The 19553-nt window shown below is 47.7% G+C and carries 14 protein-coding genes; 4 read left to right on the forward strand and 10 right to left on the reverse strand.

What is annotated here, in order from left to right; translation table 11 throughout:
• Positions 1-32: 32 nt before the first annotated feature.
• The gene (locus tag HLM86_RS19650; RefSeq protein WP_170883775.1) at positions 33-3467 is read left to right on the forward strand and encodes a PAS domain-containing hybrid sensor histidine kinase/response regulator; all 3435 of its coding nucleotides are present in this window, start codon (positions 33-35) and stop codon (positions 3465-3467) included.
• 64 nt (positions 3468-3531) lie between these two features.
• On the opposite strand, the gene HLM86_RS19655 is transcribed toward HLM86_RS19650, so the two are convergent.
• From HLM86_RS19655 to aspA, 9 genes are all read right to left on the reverse strand, one after another.
• A complete protein-coding gene (locus tag HLM86_RS19655) occupies positions 3532-4017 on the reverse strand; it encodes a hypothetical protein (RefSeq protein WP_170883774.1) in 486 nt (161 codons plus the stop codon).
• Positions 4018-4123: 106 nt separating this feature from the next.
• Positions 4124-5851, reverse strand: a complete 1728-nt coding sequence (locus HLM86_RS19660) for a sodium:solute symporter family protein (protein ID WP_076589870.1) — start codon at positions 5849-5851, stop codon at positions 4124-4126.
• Between the two features lie 11 nt (positions 5852-5862).
• Positions 5863-6126 (reverse strand): DUF4212 domain-containing protein, encoded by a 264-nt coding sequence (locus HLM86_RS19665; protein WP_076589868.1) that lies wholly within the window; start codon positions 6124-6126, stop codon positions 5863-5865.
• Positions 6127-6343: 217 nt separating this feature from the next.
• Positions 6344-6970 (reverse strand): MarC family protein, encoded by a 627-nt coding sequence (locus HLM86_RS19670; RefSeq protein ID WP_076589866.1) that lies wholly within the window; start codon positions 6968-6970, stop codon positions 6344-6346.
• A gap of 108 nt (positions 6971-7078) precedes the next feature.
• Positions 7079-7714 (reverse strand): response regulator, encoded by a 636-nt coding sequence (locus HLM86_RS19675; protein ID WP_076589863.1) that lies wholly within the window; start codon positions 7712-7714, stop codon positions 7079-7081.
• A gap of 173 nt (positions 7715-7887) precedes the next feature.
• Positions 7888-9666 (reverse strand): protein-disulfide reductase DsbD, encoded by a 1779-nt coding sequence (locus HLM86_RS19680; protein WP_170883773.1) that lies wholly within the window; start codon positions 9664-9666, stop codon positions 7888-7890.
• Between the two features lie 148 nt (positions 9667-9814).
• Complete coding sequence (locus HLM86_RS19685; RefSeq protein ID WP_076589861.1) at positions 9815-10303, reverse strand: arginine repressor; 489 nt, start codon at positions 10301-10303, stop codon at positions 9815-9817.
• A gap of 587 nt (positions 10304-10890) precedes the next feature.
• On the reverse strand, positions 10891-12198 hold the full coding sequence (locus tag HLM86_RS19690) for an anaerobic C4-dicarboxylate transporter (RefSeq protein WP_170883772.1): 1308 nt from the start codon (positions 12196-12198) through the stop codon (positions 10891-10893).
• Positions 12199-12329: 131 nt separating this feature from the next.
• Positions 12330-13781 (reverse strand): aspartate ammonia-lyase, encoded by a 1452-nt coding sequence (aspA, locus tag HLM86_RS19695; RefSeq protein ID WP_076589859.1) that lies wholly within the window; start codon positions 13779-13781, stop codon positions 12330-12332.
• A gap of 316 nt (positions 13782-14097) precedes the next feature.
• On the opposite strand from aspA, the gene HLM86_RS19700 reads away from it, so the two are divergent.
• Positions 14098-14565, forward strand: coding sequence for an FxsA family protein (locus HLM86_RS19700; RefSeq protein ID WP_076589927.1), 468 nt, complete (start codon positions 14098-14100; stop codon positions 14563-14565).
• A 347-nt stretch (positions 14566-14912) separates the two neighbouring features.
• Entirely contained in the window at positions 14913-17510 is a 2598-nt protein-coding gene (locus HLM86_RS19705) for an ExeM/NucH family extracellular endonuclease (RefSeq protein WP_170883771.1), read from the forward strand.
• A gap of 63 nt (positions 17511-17573) precedes the next feature.
• Here HLM86_RS19705 and HLM86_RS19710 read toward each other — a convergent pair whose 3' ends face one another.
• The gene (locus tag HLM86_RS19710) at positions 17574-17951 is read right to left on the reverse strand and encodes a hypothetical protein (RefSeq protein ID WP_076589855.1); all 378 of its coding nucleotides are present in this window, start codon (positions 17949-17951) and stop codon (positions 17574-17576) included.
• Positions 17952-18511: 560 nt separating this feature from the next.
• Between HLM86_RS19710 and HLM86_RS19715 the strand changes: the two genes are divergently transcribed.
• Complete coding sequence (locus tag HLM86_RS19715) at positions 18512-19486, forward strand: two-partner secretion domain-containing protein (RefSeq protein WP_170883770.1); 975 nt, start codon at positions 18512-18514, stop codon at positions 19484-19486.
• Positions 19487-19553 lie beyond the last annotated feature (67 nt).

Below are 19553 nucleotides of genomic sequence, written 5' to 3' on the forward strand. Positions count from 1 at the left end.
GCCGCTGTTCACGAAGATGATAAGGATATCGAATGCAAGGCTGGTTGGTGATCAGTGTATCACTGATGTATCTCGGGTTGCTGTTTCTCATTGCTTGGTTTGGGGACAAACAGAAACGCTGGCTGGCTGGATGGCGTCCCTGGATATACAGCTTATCCATTGCCGTATATTGCACATCTTGGACGTTTTATGGCACGGTTGGTCAAGCCAGTAGCAACCCTTGGTCATTCCTGCCTATTTATCTCGCGCCAATCATTGTTTTTACTTTCGGCTGGAGAGTGCTTGCCCGTCTGATCATTACCGCCAAACGCGAACACATTACCTCAATTGCTGATTTTATTGCGGCCCGTTATGGCAAATCGCAAGGTTTGGCGGTGATTGTCACCGTTATGGCCGTTGCGGGTATTTTGCCTTACATTGCCTTGCAATTGCGTGGCATCACCATGGGGCTGGAGATCATCTCCCCTGAATTGCCGGTGTTGTTTTCAAGCAAGGGATTAGATGTCACATGGTTTGTGATTGGCGCTCTGGCCATTTTTACGATGCTATTTGGGACACGGCACATCGACAATACCGAGCATCACCGTGGCATGATGATGGCGATCGCTTTTGAGTCTCTGATCAAGTTGATCGCGTTTTTGGCGGTCGGCATTTTTGTTGTCTATCTCGCCCTTAGCCGCAACGACATTGAATTGATGTCCATTGCGAAGAATACTTATGAACCCCCTAATTTTCCTAGCCTTGTCATCCACACGTTACTGACAATGATGGCCATCATCTGTCTGCCCCGTCAATTTCATACCATGGTCGTTGAGAATGAAAGAGCTCAGGATTTACATACTGCTCGTTGGTTGTTTCCGGCTTATCTGGTGTTGATGGGGTTGTTTGTCTTGCCCATTGCTTGGGTTGGACACAGTGTGCTGGGGGGCGCAAGTCCAGATACTTTTGTGATTAGCCTGCCGATGGCCGTCGGCGTTAATGATATCGCTTTGCTGGCGTTTCTTGGCGGAACGTCCGCGGCGAGTGGAATGGTGATCGTTTCCACAATCGCGTTGGCGATTATGGTCTCTAATGATTTAGTGATGCCTCTGATTTTGCGTCGTATGCGCTGGACACAACAAGATCATCGCCAAATTTCCGGTTTGTTGTTGGTGATCAGACGTGGGTTGATCCTTCTGTTGTTAATCGGGGCTTTAGGCGTTTATCAAGTTTTGGGTTCCATCCATTCACTGGCGGCGATTGGTTTTCTCTCTTTTGCGGCAATTACTCAGTTTGCCCCAGTATTACTGGGTGGGCTTTACTGGCGCCAAGGCAATCGCAAGGGGGCGTACGTTGGGTTAATCTCCGGCTTTACGATTTGGCTGATTACGTTAATGAGTCAAACGGATCTTCTTGCTGGCGATGCCAGCAACAATGTCTTGCTTTGGCTTGTCTCGCCACCCTCAATGTTTGCTTCTATTGGCATCGAAAGCCCAGATTGGGGCATTATTCTCAGCCTTACCGTGAATAGCCTGTGTTATATCCTGATTTCTTTGATAACGCGACCAAGCCTCAGTGAACGTTTACAGTCTGCTGCGTTTGTTGGGACGCCGATGCCGGAAAATGAAAACCTCAGTTTGTATCAGAGTCGGGTCACCGTCAGTGAACTGGAAATGCTGGCTTCTCGGTTTGTTGGCCAGAAAAGAGTGCAAAATGCCTATCAGCAATATTGGCTCCAGCACCAAGCACTGCTGCCCAATCATCAGGCGCCAGCGAGCTTGATACGGCATACTGAACGTGTCCTTGCTGGCGTGTTTGGTGCGTCTTCGGCAAAGCTGGTTTTGACCTCTGCGCTGCAAGGGAAGAACATGCAGCTTGAAGAGGTTGCGGCGATCGTCGATGAAGCTTCTGAGCTGTATGACTTTAGCCGCAGTCTGCTGCAAGGTGCGATTGAACATATTGGGCAAGGTATTGCGGTGGTCGATAAAAAACTCAGGCTAGTGGCTTGGAACCAGCGATATCTAGAGTTGTTTGAATTTCCCCAAGGGCTGATTCAAGTTGGCCGTCCAATCTCAGACGTCATTAGGCATAATGCTAAGCAGGGGCTTTGTGGTCCGGGGGACCCAGAACAGCATGTTCAGCGGCGAATACACCATTTGGAACAGGGCTCTCGCCACACTTCCTCTCGGATTCGACCTGATGGAAGGGTGATTGAGGTACAAGGCAATCCTATGCCCGGTGGTGGCTTTGTTATGAGTTTTACCGATATTACCGTGTTTCGGCAAACAGAGCAGGCTTTGCAAGAGGCGAATGAAACCTTGGAAGAGCGGGTACACGAACGTACTCGTGAACTTGAAAAACTCAATAAGCAGTTGGTGACAGCAACGCAGCGTTCAGATCACGAGTCACAATCGAAATCACGTTTTCTTGCGGCGGTCAGTCATGATTTGATGCAACCCTTGAATGCGGCCCGTCTTTTCGCTTCATCGTTGTCTGAAATAGCCCAAGATCATGAAATCAAACGCCTTTCACGCCATATTGAAAGTTCGTTGGAAGCGGCCGAAGATCTTATTGGTGATTTATTGGACATATCGCGGCTTGAATCGGGCAAGCTAGACATCAACATACACGGGTTTGCGATTAAAGACGTCCTGACGAATTTGCATGCTGAGTTCAGTGCCCTAGCGAAACAACAAGGGGTTGAATTTAATATGGTGCCCAGCCAGCTCGTGGTGAAGTCCGATCCTAAATTGTTGCGGCGTGTGATTCAGAACTTTCTGACCAACGCGTTTCGTTATAACCCGAAGGGGCGGGTTTTGATGGGGGTGAGGCGAGTCAACGGCGAGGCCAGAATTGAGGTGTGGGATAACGGCATCGGTATTGACCAAGATAAGCAGCAGGAAATTTTTGATGAATTTACGCGAGGCAGTCAGGTGCGCTCTGATCAGGGTTTGGGTCTAGGTTTGGCGATCTCCAAAGGAATTGCTCATGTGTTAGGTCACCAAATATCGATGCGCTCTTGGCCTGATGAAGGCAGTGTTTTTTCTATCACGATGAAGCGCAGTTCAGCGTCGATACTGGAACCGAAGCGGATCGAGGAGACGATGGTATCCGAACTCAGCCACCTCAATGTGCTGTGTGTCGACAATGAACCGGATATATTGCTCGGTATGGAAACCCTGCTTGAACGATGGGGATGTCATGTAAGAACGGCCACCGATATTGTCGCCAGTTTGCAATGTATTGATCAGGATTGGGTGCCTGACATCGTGTTATCTGACTATCGGTTGGATAATGGACGCACCGGTTTAGAGGTGCTTCAGCAGTGTCGTTTGCGCTTGGGGGACAGTTTCACCGGTGTGATCATCAGTGCTGACCGTACCAAGGAGATGATGGAAGGCATTCAATACAGTGGATTTGATTTGATTGCGAAACCCGTCAAACCATTAAAATTGCGAGCGTTGTTGAACCGAGTTTGCTCTGCGTAACATCGAGATGTTCGTCGGCTAAGCAGGGTCGGCAGGAAATACCCTGCTGGTTTTTGGGCAGGGCTTATTGGTCGCTGAGTAAGGTTTCATACTTGACAAACGTTGTCTGTGTTTGGCCGTAATAGAGGGTGCCTTGTGACTGGACGGCTACCCTAAGCCAACTTTCAGATGACAGTGGTGCTGGTAGCCTGACATGCCAATCTTGTTCTGATGGGTTACGAGGTTGCATATCTATGGGGTGTTGATCATCCCCCTGTTGGTCGACGAGTGAGACTTTAACCCCTTGCAAAGGATACGCGGCGTGCAGCGAGAGTTCTAGATCGGTAGCGGTCAGTTTTTCGGAACGGAATTTGATTTTAAAATCGCCGTTTTTCATGTCGCACAAGCCACTGGTATAACGGCAGTTAGATTGGCTAACCAGTTGATAGGTTTCACCTTCCTTCGCGACCTGAGGGGGTTCACTGACGGCCATGTCTGTCGCAACATAGGCGAGAATCGATAAAATTGGAGCAATCAAAAGAGCGACAACAAAGTGCTTGTTTTTGAACATCTTGGCTTCCTTGCGACAACGTTTCCCAAAGACGATAACGGAGTTTTCAACAATAAAAAAGCCCCAGACGGCAATACCGTGAGGGGCTAGGTGTTTCGACTAACTACTAGTGGTCAACAGCATCACTGGCACCGGCTGGAACACGAACATGTTCCACCAAGTCTTTCACCTCTTGAGGCGTCTCTGCGGTCACTTTGGAGACGGCGAAGGCGACAATAAAGTTAAATAGGGCACCGATGGCACCAAAGGCATTGGGTTCGATACCAAGGAACCAGTTGCTGCCCCAGCTTTGGAGGTACTTCCAGTCGGCGATGAACAAAATCCCTTTGTGTTGGAACACGTAGAACAAGGTAATGGTAATACCCGCAATCATGCCGGCTATCGCCCCTTCTTTATTGATGTTCTTACTAAAGATACCCATCATTAACGCTGGGAATATCGATGACGCCGCGAGGCCAAAGGCTAGGGCGACCGTACCAGCGGCAAAACCTGGCGGGTTGAGCCCCAGATAGCCCGCGACCAATATCGCAACGGCCATGGATATTCGGCTCGCCAGCAGTTCTTTTTTCTCCGAAATCGCAGGGTTTATGACGCCTTTGATTAAATCATGGGAGATGGCCGAGGATATCGCCAATAGCAGACCTGCAGCCGTTGAAAGTGCCGCGGCAAGGCCACCTGCCGCCACCAGAGCGATCACCCAGTTAGGCAGTCTCGCGATCTCAGGGTTGGCAAGTACCATGATGTCTCGGTCCACCCTAAGTTCGTTAGTGTCTGGATTAGAGGTGTACTGGATATTACCGTCGCCATTTTTGTCATCGAAGCCAAGCAGCCCCGTTTTTTCCCAGTTCTTGAACCAATCTGGACGCTGATCGTAGGCAAGGTTCTGCCCTGGATCGGGGTTCACGGTGTCCATTAGGTTCAGGCGAGCCATTGCCGATACCGCGGGTGCGGTGGTATACAAAATAGCAATGAAGACTAACGCCCAGCCTGCGGAGGTTCGTGCGTCTCTCACTTTAGGTACGGTGAAGAAACGAATGATGACGTGAGGCAAGCCCGCGGTCCCGATCATTAAAGACATGGTGTAGACAAACATATTTAACGTATCGCCCCTCACCGCTGTCGTGTACTCGGTGAAGCCGAGTTCGGTGACCACCTGATCAAGCCGATCAAGCAGATAGACATCAGTACCGACAAGGGTGGTCCCTAGTCCGATCTGAGGAAGAGGGTTTCCGGTCAGTTGCAAGGAGATAAAAATCGCGGGAATGGTGTAAGCGAGAATGAGGACACAATACTGGGCAATCTGGGTGTAGGTGATGCCCTTCATGCCCCCCATGACGGCATAGATAAAGACGATAAACATCCCCACAAATAGACCAGTTGAGTAATCGACTTCCAAAAAGCGACCAAATGCCACTCCCACGCCTTTCATCTGGCCGATAACATAGGTGACGGACGCAATAATAAGACACACAACGGCGACCACGCGTGCTGTGTTTGAGTAGAAGCGCTCACCCACAAATTCAGGGACGGTAAATTTCCCAAACTTTCTCAAATACGGGGCCAACAACAGGGCCAACAACACATAGCCACCGGTCCAGCCCATCAAGAAGACCGAGCCACCATACCCCATGAAGGCGATGAGGCCAGCCATGGAGATAAAAGAAGCCGCGGACATCCAGTCAGCGGCCGTTGCCATCCCGTTTGCGATCGGGTTCACCCCCCCGCCAGCGACATAGAATTCTTTTGTCGTTCCTGCTCGAGCCCAAATCGCAATGCCGATGTAAAGGGCAAACGTGGACCCCACAACAAGGTAGGTAATTGTTTTCAAATCCATCTGGCTACTCCTTACTCATCGACGTTAAATTCGCGATCAATCTGTCGCATTTTCCAAGCGTAGAAAAAAATAATCACCAGAAAGGAATAGATAGAGCCTTGTTGAGCGAACCAAAAGCCCAATTTATAGCCACCAATCCGGAATTGGTTGAGTACGTCGACAAATAAAATGCCGCAGCCAAAAGAAACGAAAAACCAAACTGCAAGTAGGCTTATCATGAGTTTTACATTTTTGTTCCAGTAGGCCTTGGCGCGCTCTTGATTTTCAAATGCCATTGCCGCCTCCTTGATCAACGGTGTTGGATAAATAGAAGGGTCCGTTAATTACAGTAGCAAGGTGTTGGCGAGAACTCTTTTCAACTTTAGTCGGGTAGAAGACGCAAAAAGCGCCTCTTAATAAGGCGCTTAGTGGCATTTTGATAGATTTTTGTGATGTTAGTTGGCTGTTAAATTAGCCAAAAGTCTAAGAGAGAGGATTTATCTTTCAATGTGTTTAACTAATATAAAAATCTTTAATCCCGAGTAGCAAATTATTTAGAGCGACAGCGGAAAGGATCAAGCCCATTACGCGACTGATAATAGCCGCTCCGACGTTGCCGATCCATTTCTGGATGTGCGTCGCTCCAAGCAACAATAATAAAGTAATGACAAGTACACCGACCATGACAGCCGCCGTCATACCTTGATCTACGAGAGAATAGCGATGGTTATCCGTCAGCATGACGACTGCCATCATGGCCCCAGGCGAGGCGATAGATGGTATCGCTAGCGGGTAGACAGCCAAGTCTGCGAGATCAGAGTGGGTGACTTCGCGACAAATCTTCGTTTCCTGCTCTGGCTTAGACTCGCCAAAAATCATGGTCAGTGCAAACAGCAGAAGCACTAAACCACCGGCGGCTTGAAAGGCCGGCAGAGGGATCTGCATAGCATCAAGAAGAATTTGACCCGCAATTAAGAAAAACAGCAAGACGCCCGTTGAAATTCCGACCGCTTTTAAGGCGACTAAACGGCGCTGTTTAGCGGTTAAGTGCTGAGTCTGAGACAAGTAGACAGGAACGGACCCGATGGGGTCGATAACGGCCCAGAGAACGACAAATTGAGTGATCAATACGCTAAGCAATGGTATGACTCCCAGAGTTAGTGAAACAGAGGGATTGAGTACGCCAATCTGTTGGCGGACTCACCTATCTTAGCAGAGAAATGAGTCAATTAGGGGAAAAAATGAAAATTAAGTCTCAGATTCTAGCTGCTGAAGTAAAATAACCGCTTGAGTACGGCTTTTTACATCTAACTTTCTAAAGATTGCCGTCATATGTGCCTTTATCGTCGCTTCAGATACACTTAACTCATAGGCAATCTGTTTATTTAGCAAACCATCAGATAGCATTCCAAGGACTTTGTACTGCTGTGGTGTCAAAGTGGAAATTTTTCCTGATAAATCATTACACGCTGCGTTGTTCGTAATCGAACCAATCGGGAAAAAAGGGTCACCGTTTAATACTTGATTCAAAGCGCCAATCAGTTCTCGCATGTCACTCGACTTGGGGATAAAGCCAAAAGCACCATGGCTTTTGACCAATGACACCACGGCGGGTTCCTCGCTAGCGGAGACAACCACAATGGGCAAATCAGGATACTGTGCGCGAAGATGGATAAGGCCCGACATACCATTGGCTCCTGGCATCTTGAGGTCGAGAAGCAGCAGATCAGGTTCCATCTCTTTATCAAGCACACTAAAAAGTGCCTCGAGAGAATCGGCCTCCAGTAAATTGGCCCCACTGACCGCCATATGTACAGATTGAAACAGGGCGTTACGAAACAAAGGGTGATCATCTGCGATTATGATGGTGTAGGTCGATTCCATGACGTTTACTGCGATTGAACATACGTTAGTCGAATTATTGTCACCTTTGAGATTATGGACAACGTCTACAGGATAAAAGTCTGAACTATATCGTATTTTATCGTTAAATTAGTGCTATCTCAGCGAATAAAAAGCCAGTCATGAGACTGGCTTTAGGCTGGAGAATGTTACCCTCAAAGGTTGTGAGCCTTAAGGTGCTCTAGAAAGGGTTCCGCTTTCATAAAACCCGTGACTCTGGCATTAGGCACAGGTTCGCCATTGGCATCCCAAAACTCAATGGTCGGCAACCCCAGTACCTTCATTTGCTTGAGTAACGCGATATCTTCGGGCAGGTTTTTGGTCACATCCGCTTGCAGCAGGACAAAGTTTTTAAGCTTGTTTTCGACATCAGGCTGATGAAAGGTGTACTTTTCAAATTCTTTGCACGCGACACACCAATCGGCGTAAAAATCAAGCATCACCGGTTTACCTGCCTGTTTGGCTAGCGCCAGTTGGTGGGTAAGATCTGCGGCATCAGAGATGCGTGTAAACTCGATACGCGGACTGGACTGTGCTTTATTGTTGTCTAACCAATAATTCAGAGCGGGTTGGGCCGAGCCGAGTAAGCCCAGCACCGCAATAATGCCCAACATACTCTGTTTCCATCCGCCAAACGTGAGTGCATTTTTGACATGGTAGAGCCACCCAAATGCAGCAATGCCAAGCGCCGACCACAGACCCATGGCCCAGCTTTCCGGTAGGATACGCTCAAGTAAAAAAATGGGTGCGGCCAGTAACACAAAACCAAACAAGGTTTTGACACGTTCCATCCAGTGGCCAGCTTTGGGGAGCAGCTTGTTGCCAAAAACCGCGACCAGAATCAAGGGAATACCCATGCCAAGGGCTAAAGCATACAGCGCGACACCGCCGGTCAGTAAGTCACCACTTTGAGCGACATAAAGCAGCGCTCCCGACAGGGGAGCGGTGGTGCAAGGTGAACAGACCAGTCCAGAGATCGCCCCCATCGCAAACACACCAAACGTATTACCGCTTCGTTGTTGATTGCTTAAGTTATTGAGCCAAGTTTGTAGGGTGTTGGGCAATTGGATGGTATACAGGCCAAACATCGAGAGGGCCAGCAAGACAAATAAGACACTCAGCCCCATCAGAACGTAGGGATGTTGCATCGCGGCCTGAAATTGTAAACCTGCGGAAGCGACCACCAAACCGAGTAAGGTGTAAGTGAGCGCCATGCCTTGAACATAAATAAAGGCAAGCCCCAGCGCTCTTGCGTGACTGAGCTTACCGCTGCCAAGTACAATACTGGTAAGAATTGGGTACATGGGCAAGACACATGGGGTAAAGGCGAGGCCCACACCAAGCGCAAGAAACAACAGCGGAGTCCAACCACTTTCACTGAGTCTAGAGGCAAGACTGGCATCCTCTGAAGTCAGAGGCGAGGGAGCGGTATCTTGTTGTTGAACTTGATTGGTCGATGCCGAATTGAACGGTTTATCGGTTTCGAAAGGCGCTAACTCGACAAAGCGTGTTTCGGGTGGATAACAAAAGCCAGCTTTAGCGCACCCTTGATACTGAACTTTTAAGCGAGCGCCTTGGCGGTAATCTGCGATGGGCACTTCGACAAATAACGGGTCGGTATAAATATTCACATCGCCAAAGAACTCATCGCGATAAGGCTGGCCATCAACCTTATCAAGTTTTCCGACCGTCACTTGTTCCCCAGTGACAGACAAGCGATGTTGATAGAGGTAATAACCTGGCTTGACTTGCCAGTCGAGATAAACGCGATCCTTGCTTTGGTAAGCATTGAATGCAAAGGCTTGATCCACCGGAACAAAGCTATTGTCTTGCGGGGCGAAGCTTGGCGTCGTGCTTGATTGTTCAAACAACGCCATCGCAGGCCCAGAGCTCACGGCTAAACAGAGTAACAACAGTGAAAAAATGGCACGCATAGAAAAGTCACTTGAATTAAGTTTGGGTCATTTTAACTCAATCAGACACGGGAAAGGGGGAATAAGTTTCACCCTCTGACAAATATCGTGTCTTCAGAATGTTAAGTTAGACCTAACACACAAATTACTGGCGTGCCTGTCACGTGATTTACGAGACCCCTAAGCGTGAGCGAACCACCTGCTCACACTGGTTGATATGATCAGTATTGGCTGGAATGATCAACACGGTATCATTGCCGCCTACTGTGGCAAGAATGTCTGAATGAGGGTCGATGTCAACCAGCCTAGCGACCAGCTGTGCACTGCCTGGGTGGGTTTTGACGACGACCATAGACTGATTGTGAGTAATGAATTCAATCTGAGACGAGATGGATGATTCTATCCGAACGGGTGCCGTCTCTACCGTAATGCAATAGACTTTTTTTCCGCAGCCATTTTGTACCTTAATGACGCCAAGCTGAGACAGCAATCGGGAAACGGTTGACTGGCTGACTCCGAGAAAGCCCATGCCGATTAAGGCTTCACGTAGGTCGTTTTGAGTACTGAAGCTCTGTTTTTGCAGCAAGCGCTTACACGCTAAAGTAAGGGTAATATCTTTGGGGTAACTCACCGAAGTAGAGCTGAAAGTCTCACTCATGCAAACTCCTAAAAAACGTGGTCGACAGACCATTCATATTGACCACTGGGGAGCGATGTTCTATCCGCCCCAGAAAAGCGTAAAATCATCACTTTGGACAACCTCAGTGATTGGATTCGTCGAATATATTAGCAGCAAATAAGATATGCCTTTTTGAGCCTAATCACCAAATAAAAAACCACATATTTAGTCAATAATCAGATGATAATTCTATTTATATTGAATTTTATTGGTTATTTATCCAAAGTTAAGCATAAATATCCGAATCGATTTAGGCCAAGTGTTGTGGAAAAAGGTGCGCGGGTTTTCGGGACGAGGCCACTTGAGAATATGTTGATTATCTTGGTATAGACAGATTTTGCTCGCGAAGCAGTGTCCCTGATGGAATTGAACAAGGCAGTACATTGACGTTGAGCAAAGAGAGTGTGAGAGGATGAGGATTGGTGGGTATAAAAAAACCGCCGACGGCGGTTTATTAAAACGGAAGGTCAGATCAGGCTGCCGAGGTTGATCAGGCAAAACATTGTGAGTATTGCAAGCAATGGCGACACCTACTTCCTCTTGTGGGCTCACTGAACGGCGTGTGTTTAAATCAGTAAACCGCCAAAGGTAAAGCCGAGTGCGACGGCCGATACAATCGTGACCACTCCCGGGATAAAGAATGGATGGTTAAACACATACTGACCAATACGGGTGGAGCCGGTGTCATCCATTTCGACGGCGGCGAGTAAAGTCGGGTACGTGGGGAGAACAAACAAGGCACTCACGGCAGCAAACGACGCCACTGCGGTTAAAGGGGCAACGCCAATGGCTAAAGCGGCTGGCATGAGAGCCACGGTCGTTGCGCCTTGTGAATACAACAGCATCGAAGCAAAAAATAGAATAATCGCCAGCATCCAAGGGTAATCTGTCAGCAAAGAACCCGCGACTTGCTTGATCTCTTCGACATGGGCATTGACGAAGGTAGACCCGAGCCAAGCGACCCCCAACACACAGATACAGGCGGTCATGCCGGATCGAAAGGTGGTGGCATTAGCAATGGCTGAGGCGTCGATTTTTGTGATCACCACAATGGCGGCGGCCGCGGTCAGCATCACTGTCATGATGGCTTCATTTCGGCCCAGAGCGGGATCGGTAATGAGACCGACAGACGACGAAATGGCAGCAGCGTAGCCAACAACGAACACGATGGCCGCCAGAAATAAATAGGTAGCGGTTTTCGCGGTGGGCAACAGCGTGCGTTGCATGGGAGATCTCTGCGTAACGAGACCTTTTTCCAATCGTTGCTGATAAACCGGATCTTGGCTGAGCTCGGGCCCGATAAAATTGGCCACCAAAGCGCCTATCATACATGCAATGAACGAGGTGGGGATGCACACCGCGAGCAGGGTCAGATAATCGACGCCCATCGGCGCCAACATCGCTGAAAATGCGACGACTGCCGCAGAAATCGGCGACGCAGTAATGGCAATTTGCGATGCGACCACAGCAATCGATAAGGGCCGAGAGGGTCTCACGCCTTGGCCTTTCGCCACTTCTGCAATGACAGGTAAGGTCGAAAAGGCGGTATGGCCAGTGCCTGCCATCAAGGTCATCACAAAGGTGACGATCGGGGCATAGAAAGTAATCCGTTCAGGGTGTTTACGTAAAAAATCTTCGGCGAGCTGAACCAGCCAATCCATTCCTCCAGCGACTTGCATCGCTGCGATGGCGGTGATCACCGACATAATAATCAAAATAACATCAATAGGAATGAATGCTTGACTGGTGGGTACGCTGAGGACGAGAGACAACACCATGACACCGGCACCACCCGCCAACCCGATGCCGATGCCTCCAATCCTTGCACCAATAAATATAAACAGCAGTACGACGACCAGTTCAACGACAAGCATGATGGAGACCTCTTAATGTTAACTTTAGTGATGGACATATCTAGGTGGCTTTTTGAAAGACGGATAAGGCCATATTGATAACGTGGTTAATGGTTTGGCGGCCAAAAAAAGGCCCCTTGGGGCCTCTTTTATTATTGGTAACGTTTTGCTTTGTATTGCGGATGCATAAAGTTATCGGCGTTGAGGATGTCATCGAGTTGCGCCTCGGTAAGCAAGCCGCGTTCAAGAACCACTTCGCGAACACTTTTGCCAGTCTCAGCACAAATTTTGCCGACGATATCGCCCTCATGGTGGCCAATGTACGGATTCAGATACGTGACGATACCGATCGAATTGTACACATAGTTCTCACAGGTTTCCTTATTCACCGTGATGCCATCAATACACTTGTCACGCAGGTTAATACAGGCATTCGACAGTAACGAAATCGACTCAAACATGCTTTGCGCGATCACAGGCTCCATTACATTAAGCTGTAACTGGCCGCCTTCGGCAGCAAATGAAATCGTATTGTCGTTGCCGAGTACTTTAAAACAAACCTGATTGACCACTTCTGGGATCACTGGGTTCACTTTCGCGGGCATAATAGACGAACCCGCCTGCAACTCAGGTAAGTTGAGTTCATTTAGACCCGAACGGGGCCCAGAAGACAGTAAGCGCAGATCATTACAAATCTTAGACAACTTGACTGCCAGTCGCTTGAGGGCACCATGGGCCATCACGTAAGCACCACAGTCAGAGGTCGCTTCAATGAGATCTTCGGCAGCCACGACGTCCAAACCAGTGACTTCAGCGAGATGTTTGACCGCCAGTTGCTGGTAACCTTGTGCGGCATTGAGCCCTGTACCGATGGCAGTCGCCCCTAGGTTTATCTCAAGTAACAGCTTTGACGTGTACTCAAGCGCGCGAATTTCCTCATTGAGCGTCACCGACCAAGCATGAAACTCCTGACCTACCGTCATAGGTACGGCGTCCTGAAGTTGGGTACGGCCCATTTTCAGAATATCTTTGAATTCCTGACTCTTGAGTTTAAAAGCCCCTTTTAAGTACTCAATCGATTCAATCAGCGTATGGATACTGTTGTAAACCGCAATCCGAAAACCGGTTGGGTAAGCACAGTTGGTCGATTGGCTTTTGTTGACGTGGTCATTTGGGTTAATAAATTCGTACTGGCCTTTTTCTTTGCCCATCAGCTCCAATGCAACGTTCGCGATCACTTCATTGGTATTCATATTAACGGAAGTACCGGCGCCGCCCTGAAAAACATCGGAAGGGAATTGGTCCATACATTTACCTGTTTCCAGGATCAAATCACAAGCTTGCACAATGTAGTTGGCGACGTCTTTAGGCACAACACCCAATTCTTTGTTTGCTAATGTGGCGGCTTTTTTGGTCATCACCATACCACGAACAAATTCAGGTACGTCGGAGATGGTCACATTGGAAATATTAAAGTTTTCAACGGCACGCAGAGTGTGAATGCCGTAATAAGCGTCGACGGGCACGTGGCGCTCGCCAAGCAAGTCATGTTCGATACGCGTAGCAGAGGTAACTGTAGTTAGGGTATCAGTTAGGGTAGCCATCACAGGATCCTTAGATAATTATTCTGATGATAAAGTAAAGTGCTAGCCATTCTGTATTGTAAGAATCCATTCGTCAGAATTTTTGGCTGTAAAATCCGTCCTGACTTATGCGCCCCATAATACGTGACTTCGTGGATAAAAATAGTAGCTTGATCAACTTTTTTGTTTTTGAACGGTGAAAGTTTTGCAAGTTATTAATACGCGCAGAAAGGACTCTGGCTAGTGGGGCGCTCATGAGGGCGTTGTGCTTTTTTCACGCTTTCGTTTGAGCTTCACCAAGCTTTGGCTTTACACTAAACCAAACAAAGGAGCGCGTGTGTTTTTGATCATATTATTGATGTTTATTTGTATTCCCCTGATTGAAATAGGTCTGTTTATTTCTGTTGGGGGGTATCTTGGCGTGTGGTCAACCATTGGCTTGGTGCTACTCACTGCGATTGTTGGGGCGTCTTTGGTCCGAAGTCAGGGTTTACAAACCCTGATGTCGGTACAAGATCGCTTACAGCAAGGCGAATTACCCGCTCAGCAAATCGTTGAAGGCGTCATGCTTGCCGCCGCTGGCGTGTTACTGTTGGTGCCCGGCTTTATGACCGATGTGCTTGGGATGTTGGTTTTATTACCTGCACCACGTGCGGCTCTGGCAGCGCTTCTGATGCGTAAAGTGGCCTTAGGAGGGCAGTTTGGTGGGCGTCACTTTGACCCGTCCGGTGACAACACCTTTGAAGGTGAATACCACCGCACAGACGACAAAGACGACAAAGATGATGACCATCGTCTTAACTAGTTATGTCGAGTGAAAATCCTCCGTTCTTAAGGCGCTAAACAGCGCTTTTTTTGAACGATATTTCATTGTTTTCTACTATTTCTCATGGTTATTTAAACTCAAATAAGATCAAAGTATTAAGCTCAATCGTGAAAAATCCGTTTCATCTTATGTTTAAACTTTGATTTTCCTCTAAGTATTCATCATAGCTATGAGATGTAAATCTCATTGTCATTGAATGTTATTTTTTGTTTCACAAAAAAGATAAACACTTGTCGTGCTTTATAAGTCTTTTCTCAACAAGAAAGGTGATTTTGAACGCGCTTTCTAAAACCTACATACATGGAAAGCGAGGCAAGGTGGATATAATGAAAAAAAAACTCACTCCAACTTTACTTGCAGCAGTGGTCGCAAGTGTTCTATCTGTGCCGGCTACGGCGGAGATCGTGATTTCTCAGTACGTTGAAGGCAGCAGCTACAACAAAGCGATTGAGCTGGCCAATACGAGTGACTCGGCTGTGTCACTGGATGGTTATGCGCTGGCTAAATCCGCCAATGGCGCTGGCGAGTGGGCCAGCCAGCTACCACTGGATGGCCGTGTTCTTGCCGCCAACAGTGTTCTGGTTGTGGGCCACACCAATGCCAATGACGGTATTAAAGCCGTCACTGACATACCGGATGACTCGGTCACCAACTTTAATGGCAACGACCCATTGGCCCTACTCAAAGACGGCAACGTTCAGGATGTATTGGGTAGCATGGGAGGATCAAACTTTGCCAAAGACACCACCTTGGTTCGCCATGCCAATGCAATGACTCCTTCTGCGACCTTTAATCCGAGTCAATGGGGATCGCTAGAGAAAGACAACATCGAAGGGTTAGGCATGATTGACGGTGGACAAGCACCCGAGCCGTTTGCGTGCCAACAAAATGGCCAAGAGCCCGTGTTTACCTCGATTCAAGAGATTCAGGGAGAGGGAGACACTTCACCTTATATTGATGGCTACCCTTACATCACAGAGCAAGACTTTTTCGTCAAGGGTGTGGTCAGTGCGGTGACCACCGATCTCACCCAAGGTTTTTACCTTCAGGCGCTCAGCGACGATGGTAACCCGAACACCTCAGAAGGTCTGTTTATTTCGACTCGCCAGTCAAGCTCGGACCTCAAGCCCGGTGATGTGGTGTGCGTCAAAGGCAAAGTGGAAGAAAGCTACAACCTGACACAACTGAAAGTCGAAAACAATCAGTGGATCAAGCAAGGGGAACAAGCTGCGCCAGCCGCAACGGCGATCGAAATACATGCGAGCGATGCTAATTTTGACCAAACATTAGAACGTTACGAAGGCATGTTAGTGAAAACCGTACAAGCCTTGGATATGCGAGTGACTCGTACCTTTGGCCGCGACTATGCCGCGCGTCGCAACAACATGGTGCTTTCACAGGGCCGCATCAATATGCACCCTAACCAAAAGTTTGCCGCAGGCTCCGAACAAGCCAAGCAACAAAGTACAGACAACGCCCAGCGTCGACTATTTGTAGAATCGGATGTCAAAGCGCCCGATGGCTCTATCCCTTATTACCCGCAGTTTGCTCGCACCGATATCGATCAGAATGGTTCAACAGAAGATTACATCCGCATTGATGATACCGTGGTGGGTCTGGAAGGGGTACTGAGTTACAGTTACGGTGATTACCGTCTGATTACCACCAATACACTGACCAACGAAAACTTTATTCATAACGATCCTCGCACCGACACCATCAAGATTAAGAAAGGTGATTTGCGTGTGGCGACCTTCAACGTACTCAACTACTTCAATTCTCCTTTTGGTGGCGACACTAACCCTCATGGCAGCAATCGCGGCGCCAAGAGTTATGAAGAATTTGAAGTACAGCAAGCCAAGATTGTGAACGCCATCCTACGTCTTGATGCTGACATCATTGGTTTGATGGAAATTGAAAACAACGGCTTTGGCAGTAGTGGCGCGATCCGTCAGCTTGTCGAACAACTCAATCACGGTATAGCTAAAGCCAAAGACCGTTATGAGTTTGTCGCTGTCGACAGCAATGGCGATAAGGTTATTGATGAAAACGACTACATTGGCACAGATGCGATCACGACAGGTGTTCTGTATCGACCAAAAGTCGTGAAGTTGACCCAAAATCGTGTGATTGCGATGCCGAGCCAGCAGGCGCCAGAGGTGTTCGACGATCAAGGCAAGGTGATTGAAGATGGTAAGAACTACCAGCGAGATTCATTGGCTCCAACCTTCAAGGTCAAAGGAACTAAACAGAGTCTGACGGTTGCAGTTAACCACCTTAAATCAAAAGGCTCAAAGTGTTGGGAAGATGCGGCATCGATTGAGCAAGGGGGACAAAACGGCGAAGATAGTGATCAACAAGGTGCTTGTGAAAACTTCCGAGTGGCGGCGGCGGTAGCGTTGGGTGACGCTCTAAAAGACATGAAAGGCCACAAAATTATCTTGGGTGATTTAAACGCCTACGGTAAAGAAGATCCGATGCTGATATTGACGGACTACTCGCAGAAGAAATACGGCAAGTCCATCAAAGCGGCGCGCAATACCTATATTAATGGCGTGGAGCAGTTTGGTGATAATGGCAAGCTCATTAACCATAGCTACAACTATATTAATGTGGTGGCGGCAAAGCACCCAGATAGCTGGAGCTTCTCTTACAATGATGAAGTCGGTGCGCTTGACCACCTATTGATCAGCCCGAGCCTCAAGAATCACGTGGTTGACGCGACCGATTGGCACATCAATGGGGGCGAATCCACCTTGATGGATTATAGCCAGCAATATTCCGGAGATTTGCCGAAATACCAAGATCACTACCGCTCGTCGGATCACGATCCAGCGGTACTAGAGCTCAATATGGCAGGTTCATTGGGCTTTATGGCACTCGGTTCTTTATTTGGTCTAGGGCTGTGGCGTCGTCGTAAATAGGGCTAGGCACAACATCAGACTATAAACATAATAAAAAAACCGCCACACAATGTGGCGGTTTTTTTATTCGTAAATATTGGTGGGAATTTCAGTTTCACAGCGATTCATATCGTAATCGTAGGTGGCGCCGTCTCTACCCCGGAAAGCAAGCCGCACAATCATGCCACGATCCACATACCAGCGCAGGTCTTCACAGGCATAACGATAACTCAACTCATTGATATGCACTCTATTCCATCGGTAACGACCAGAAAGGTAATCGGAGTAGTAGATGACACCGCTGTCTAAGATCGAGAAGTTCTCAATGTCAGCAAAGTTTTGTTTGGCAGTCTCAATGGTTTCTTGGCTGGCGGTCGGCTTAAGTTCTTGAAGACTGGTGGTTTGGCAAGCGCTCAAAGCTAACGCTGAAAGACACGCCACTGCGATGTGTTTTAGTTTCATTATTTTATTTTAATCCTGAATGTTTCTAAGGGCGGTGATTCTAATGATAAATTTAATCAATGTGTAGGTGTTAAACACTATCTTTATAAAGAAATGGGTTAATTTAGTGTTAATCAATAAATTTAGTCATTGCTAATGTGACCTATTTCAAGGGCCAAGATGGCCAGGGCGAACGCATGAACGTTATTTGCTCAATTAGAGTGTAAATATTGATCAATGGGTGAGTGGTATTTGAACACCGTAATCTCTTTTGTCGAACCGTTAAAAAGAAAGCTAATCTATTAGCTCAAATATTAAACACACGTGCGGTCGCCCTGCCAAGATGGCCTTGTGATTATAGTGTATATCTGGAGGGTATTATTTTATTGTAATCATAAGCTTAGTCGATAATTGCGTCCGCTTGCCTTTTGATTAAAAAATAGTTTAAATAAATGTAATAATTACATATCATACATGCCACTTTTAATACTTAACTTAACTATTGATTTATCAGCGCGGTTAATTTAGTGGCCGTCTCCTGCTGATGTCGTATTGTCTGTTAAAACAACGAAAACTGGCTAATGAACATCCAATTCTTATCGATAAGTCGGGCCGCGGTCCGCCGTTCGCTCCATATTTTTCTCCTGCCTTTGTCTATTGGACTGGTCATATCTAATGCACAGGCCGATGTCAAAGGTGCTTTACTTGGCAGTGGGGCAGATAAACCCAAGGTGATTAAGACGCAGAGTAAATATTTGCTGAATATTGCTAAAGCGAATGACTATGGTATTTCGATCAACCGCCTGAGTGAGCTAGATACTCGAGGGAAAGTGCTGGTCTTAACCAATTCTTACCAAATCAACCCAAAACTCTCTGGGGCGCCAGCTCAAACGATTGTGTTGGCGTTGGACAATCGTCATCAGGCAGACATTAAAGAAATTCGCGTTGAAGGGCGAGCAGCGGACGTGGTTTTGCTGGCTCCTAAAGGCATTCGTTGTGACGGTTGTTCGGTGACGAATGCTGAGCGTGTCACGTTGGCGGCGGGCGAAGGCATTTATGAAAGCGGTGAACTAACTCAAGTTACCATGGCGTCAGGAGTCATCACCATTACCGGACAAGGCTTCTCAGCCAATCAAAGTAGTTTAGTTGATATTGCCGCTAGTCAAGTCGTGATTGATGGTCCATTTGATACTAATATGAAGGGTCGCGTAGTGACCCGTGCTAACAGAGAGCGCAAAGAAATTGACCCAGCAGGCACGTTGGAGGTATCAAACGGTGATGTGCAGATCATTGCGGGAGATAATGCGTTCCGTTACAGCGACCGTCAATCTGACGTGAGTTTTAAAACCTTTTCTGGCAGCGCACTGAAGTTAACCAAAAAAGCCAAAGTGACGGTGGGGAATCTGCATCTAGAGTCGACTTATGAAAATGGCGTGGTTTCCATCGATGGGCAAATATTGACCAATGGTGCGTGGTCATATCTAGGTCGTTATAACAATGAGTGTGAACACCAAACGACTTTGTCGTATCTTAATTACCAAGCGATTCTGTCGTAGTCGCTAATTACCAAGGGAAATTGACGGTGGTCTTTAACCGTGCTTTTTAAATGTTTACTTTGAACAT

It is taken from the genome of Vibrio ostreicida (assembly GCF_013074385.2).
In the GTDB taxonomy this organism is placed as follows: Bacteria; Pseudomonadota; Gammaproteobacteria; order Enterobacterales; family Vibrionaceae; genus Vibrio; species Vibrio ostreicida.

What these genes read in the sequence shown, in the direction of transcription:
- HLM86_RS19685 (WP_076589861.1), bottom strand. Translation starts at nt 10,303, where the DNA reads ATGAGTGAGACTTTCAGCTCTACTTCGGTGAGTTACCCCAAAGATATT.
- HLM86_RS19675 (WP_076589863.1), bottom strand. Translation starts at nt 7,714, where the DNA reads ATGGAATCGACCTACACCATCATAATCGCAGATGATCACCCTTTGTTT.
- HLM86_RS19680 (WP_170883773.1), bottom strand. Translation starts at nt 9,666, where the DNA reads ATGCGTGCCATTTTTTCACTGTTGTTACTCTGTTTAGCCGTGAGCTCT.
- HLM86_RS19710 (WP_076589855.1), bottom strand. Translation starts at nt 17,951, where the DNA reads ATGAAACTAAAACACATCGCAGTGGCGTGTCTTTCAGCGTTAGCTTTG.
- HLM86_RS19660 (WP_076589870.1), bottom strand. Translation starts at nt 5,851, where the DNA reads ATGGATTTGAAAACAATTACCTACCTTGTTGTGGGGTCCACGTTTGCC.
- HLM86_RS19655 (WP_170883774.1), bottom strand. Translation starts at nt 4,017, where the DNA reads ATGTTCAAAAACAAGCACTTTGTTGTCGCTCTTTTGATTGCTCCAATT.
- HLM86_RS19650 (WP_170883775.1), top strand. Translation starts at nt 33, where the DNA reads ATGCAAGGCTGGTTGGTGATCAGTGTATCACTGATGTATCTCGGGTTG.
- HLM86_RS19690 (WP_170883772.1), bottom strand. Translation starts at nt 12,198, where the DNA reads ATGCTTGTCGTTGAACTGGTCGTCGTACTGCTGTTTATATTTATTGGT.
- aspA (WP_076589859.1), bottom strand. Translation starts at nt 13,781, where the DNA reads ATGGCTACCCTAACTGATACCCTAACTACAGTTACCTCTGCTACGCGT.
- HLM86_RS19715 (WP_170883770.1), top strand. Translation starts at nt 18,512, where the DNA reads ATGAACATCCAATTCTTATCGATAAGTCGGGCCGCGGTCCGCCGTTCG.
- HLM86_RS19665 (WP_076589868.1), bottom strand. Translation starts at nt 6,126, where the DNA reads ATGGCATTTGAAAATCAAGAGCGCGCCAAGGCCTACTGGAACAAAAAT.
- HLM86_RS19705 (WP_170883771.1), top strand. Translation starts at nt 14,913, where the DNA reads ATGAAAAAAAAACTCACTCCAACTTTACTTGCAGCAGTGGTCGCAAGT.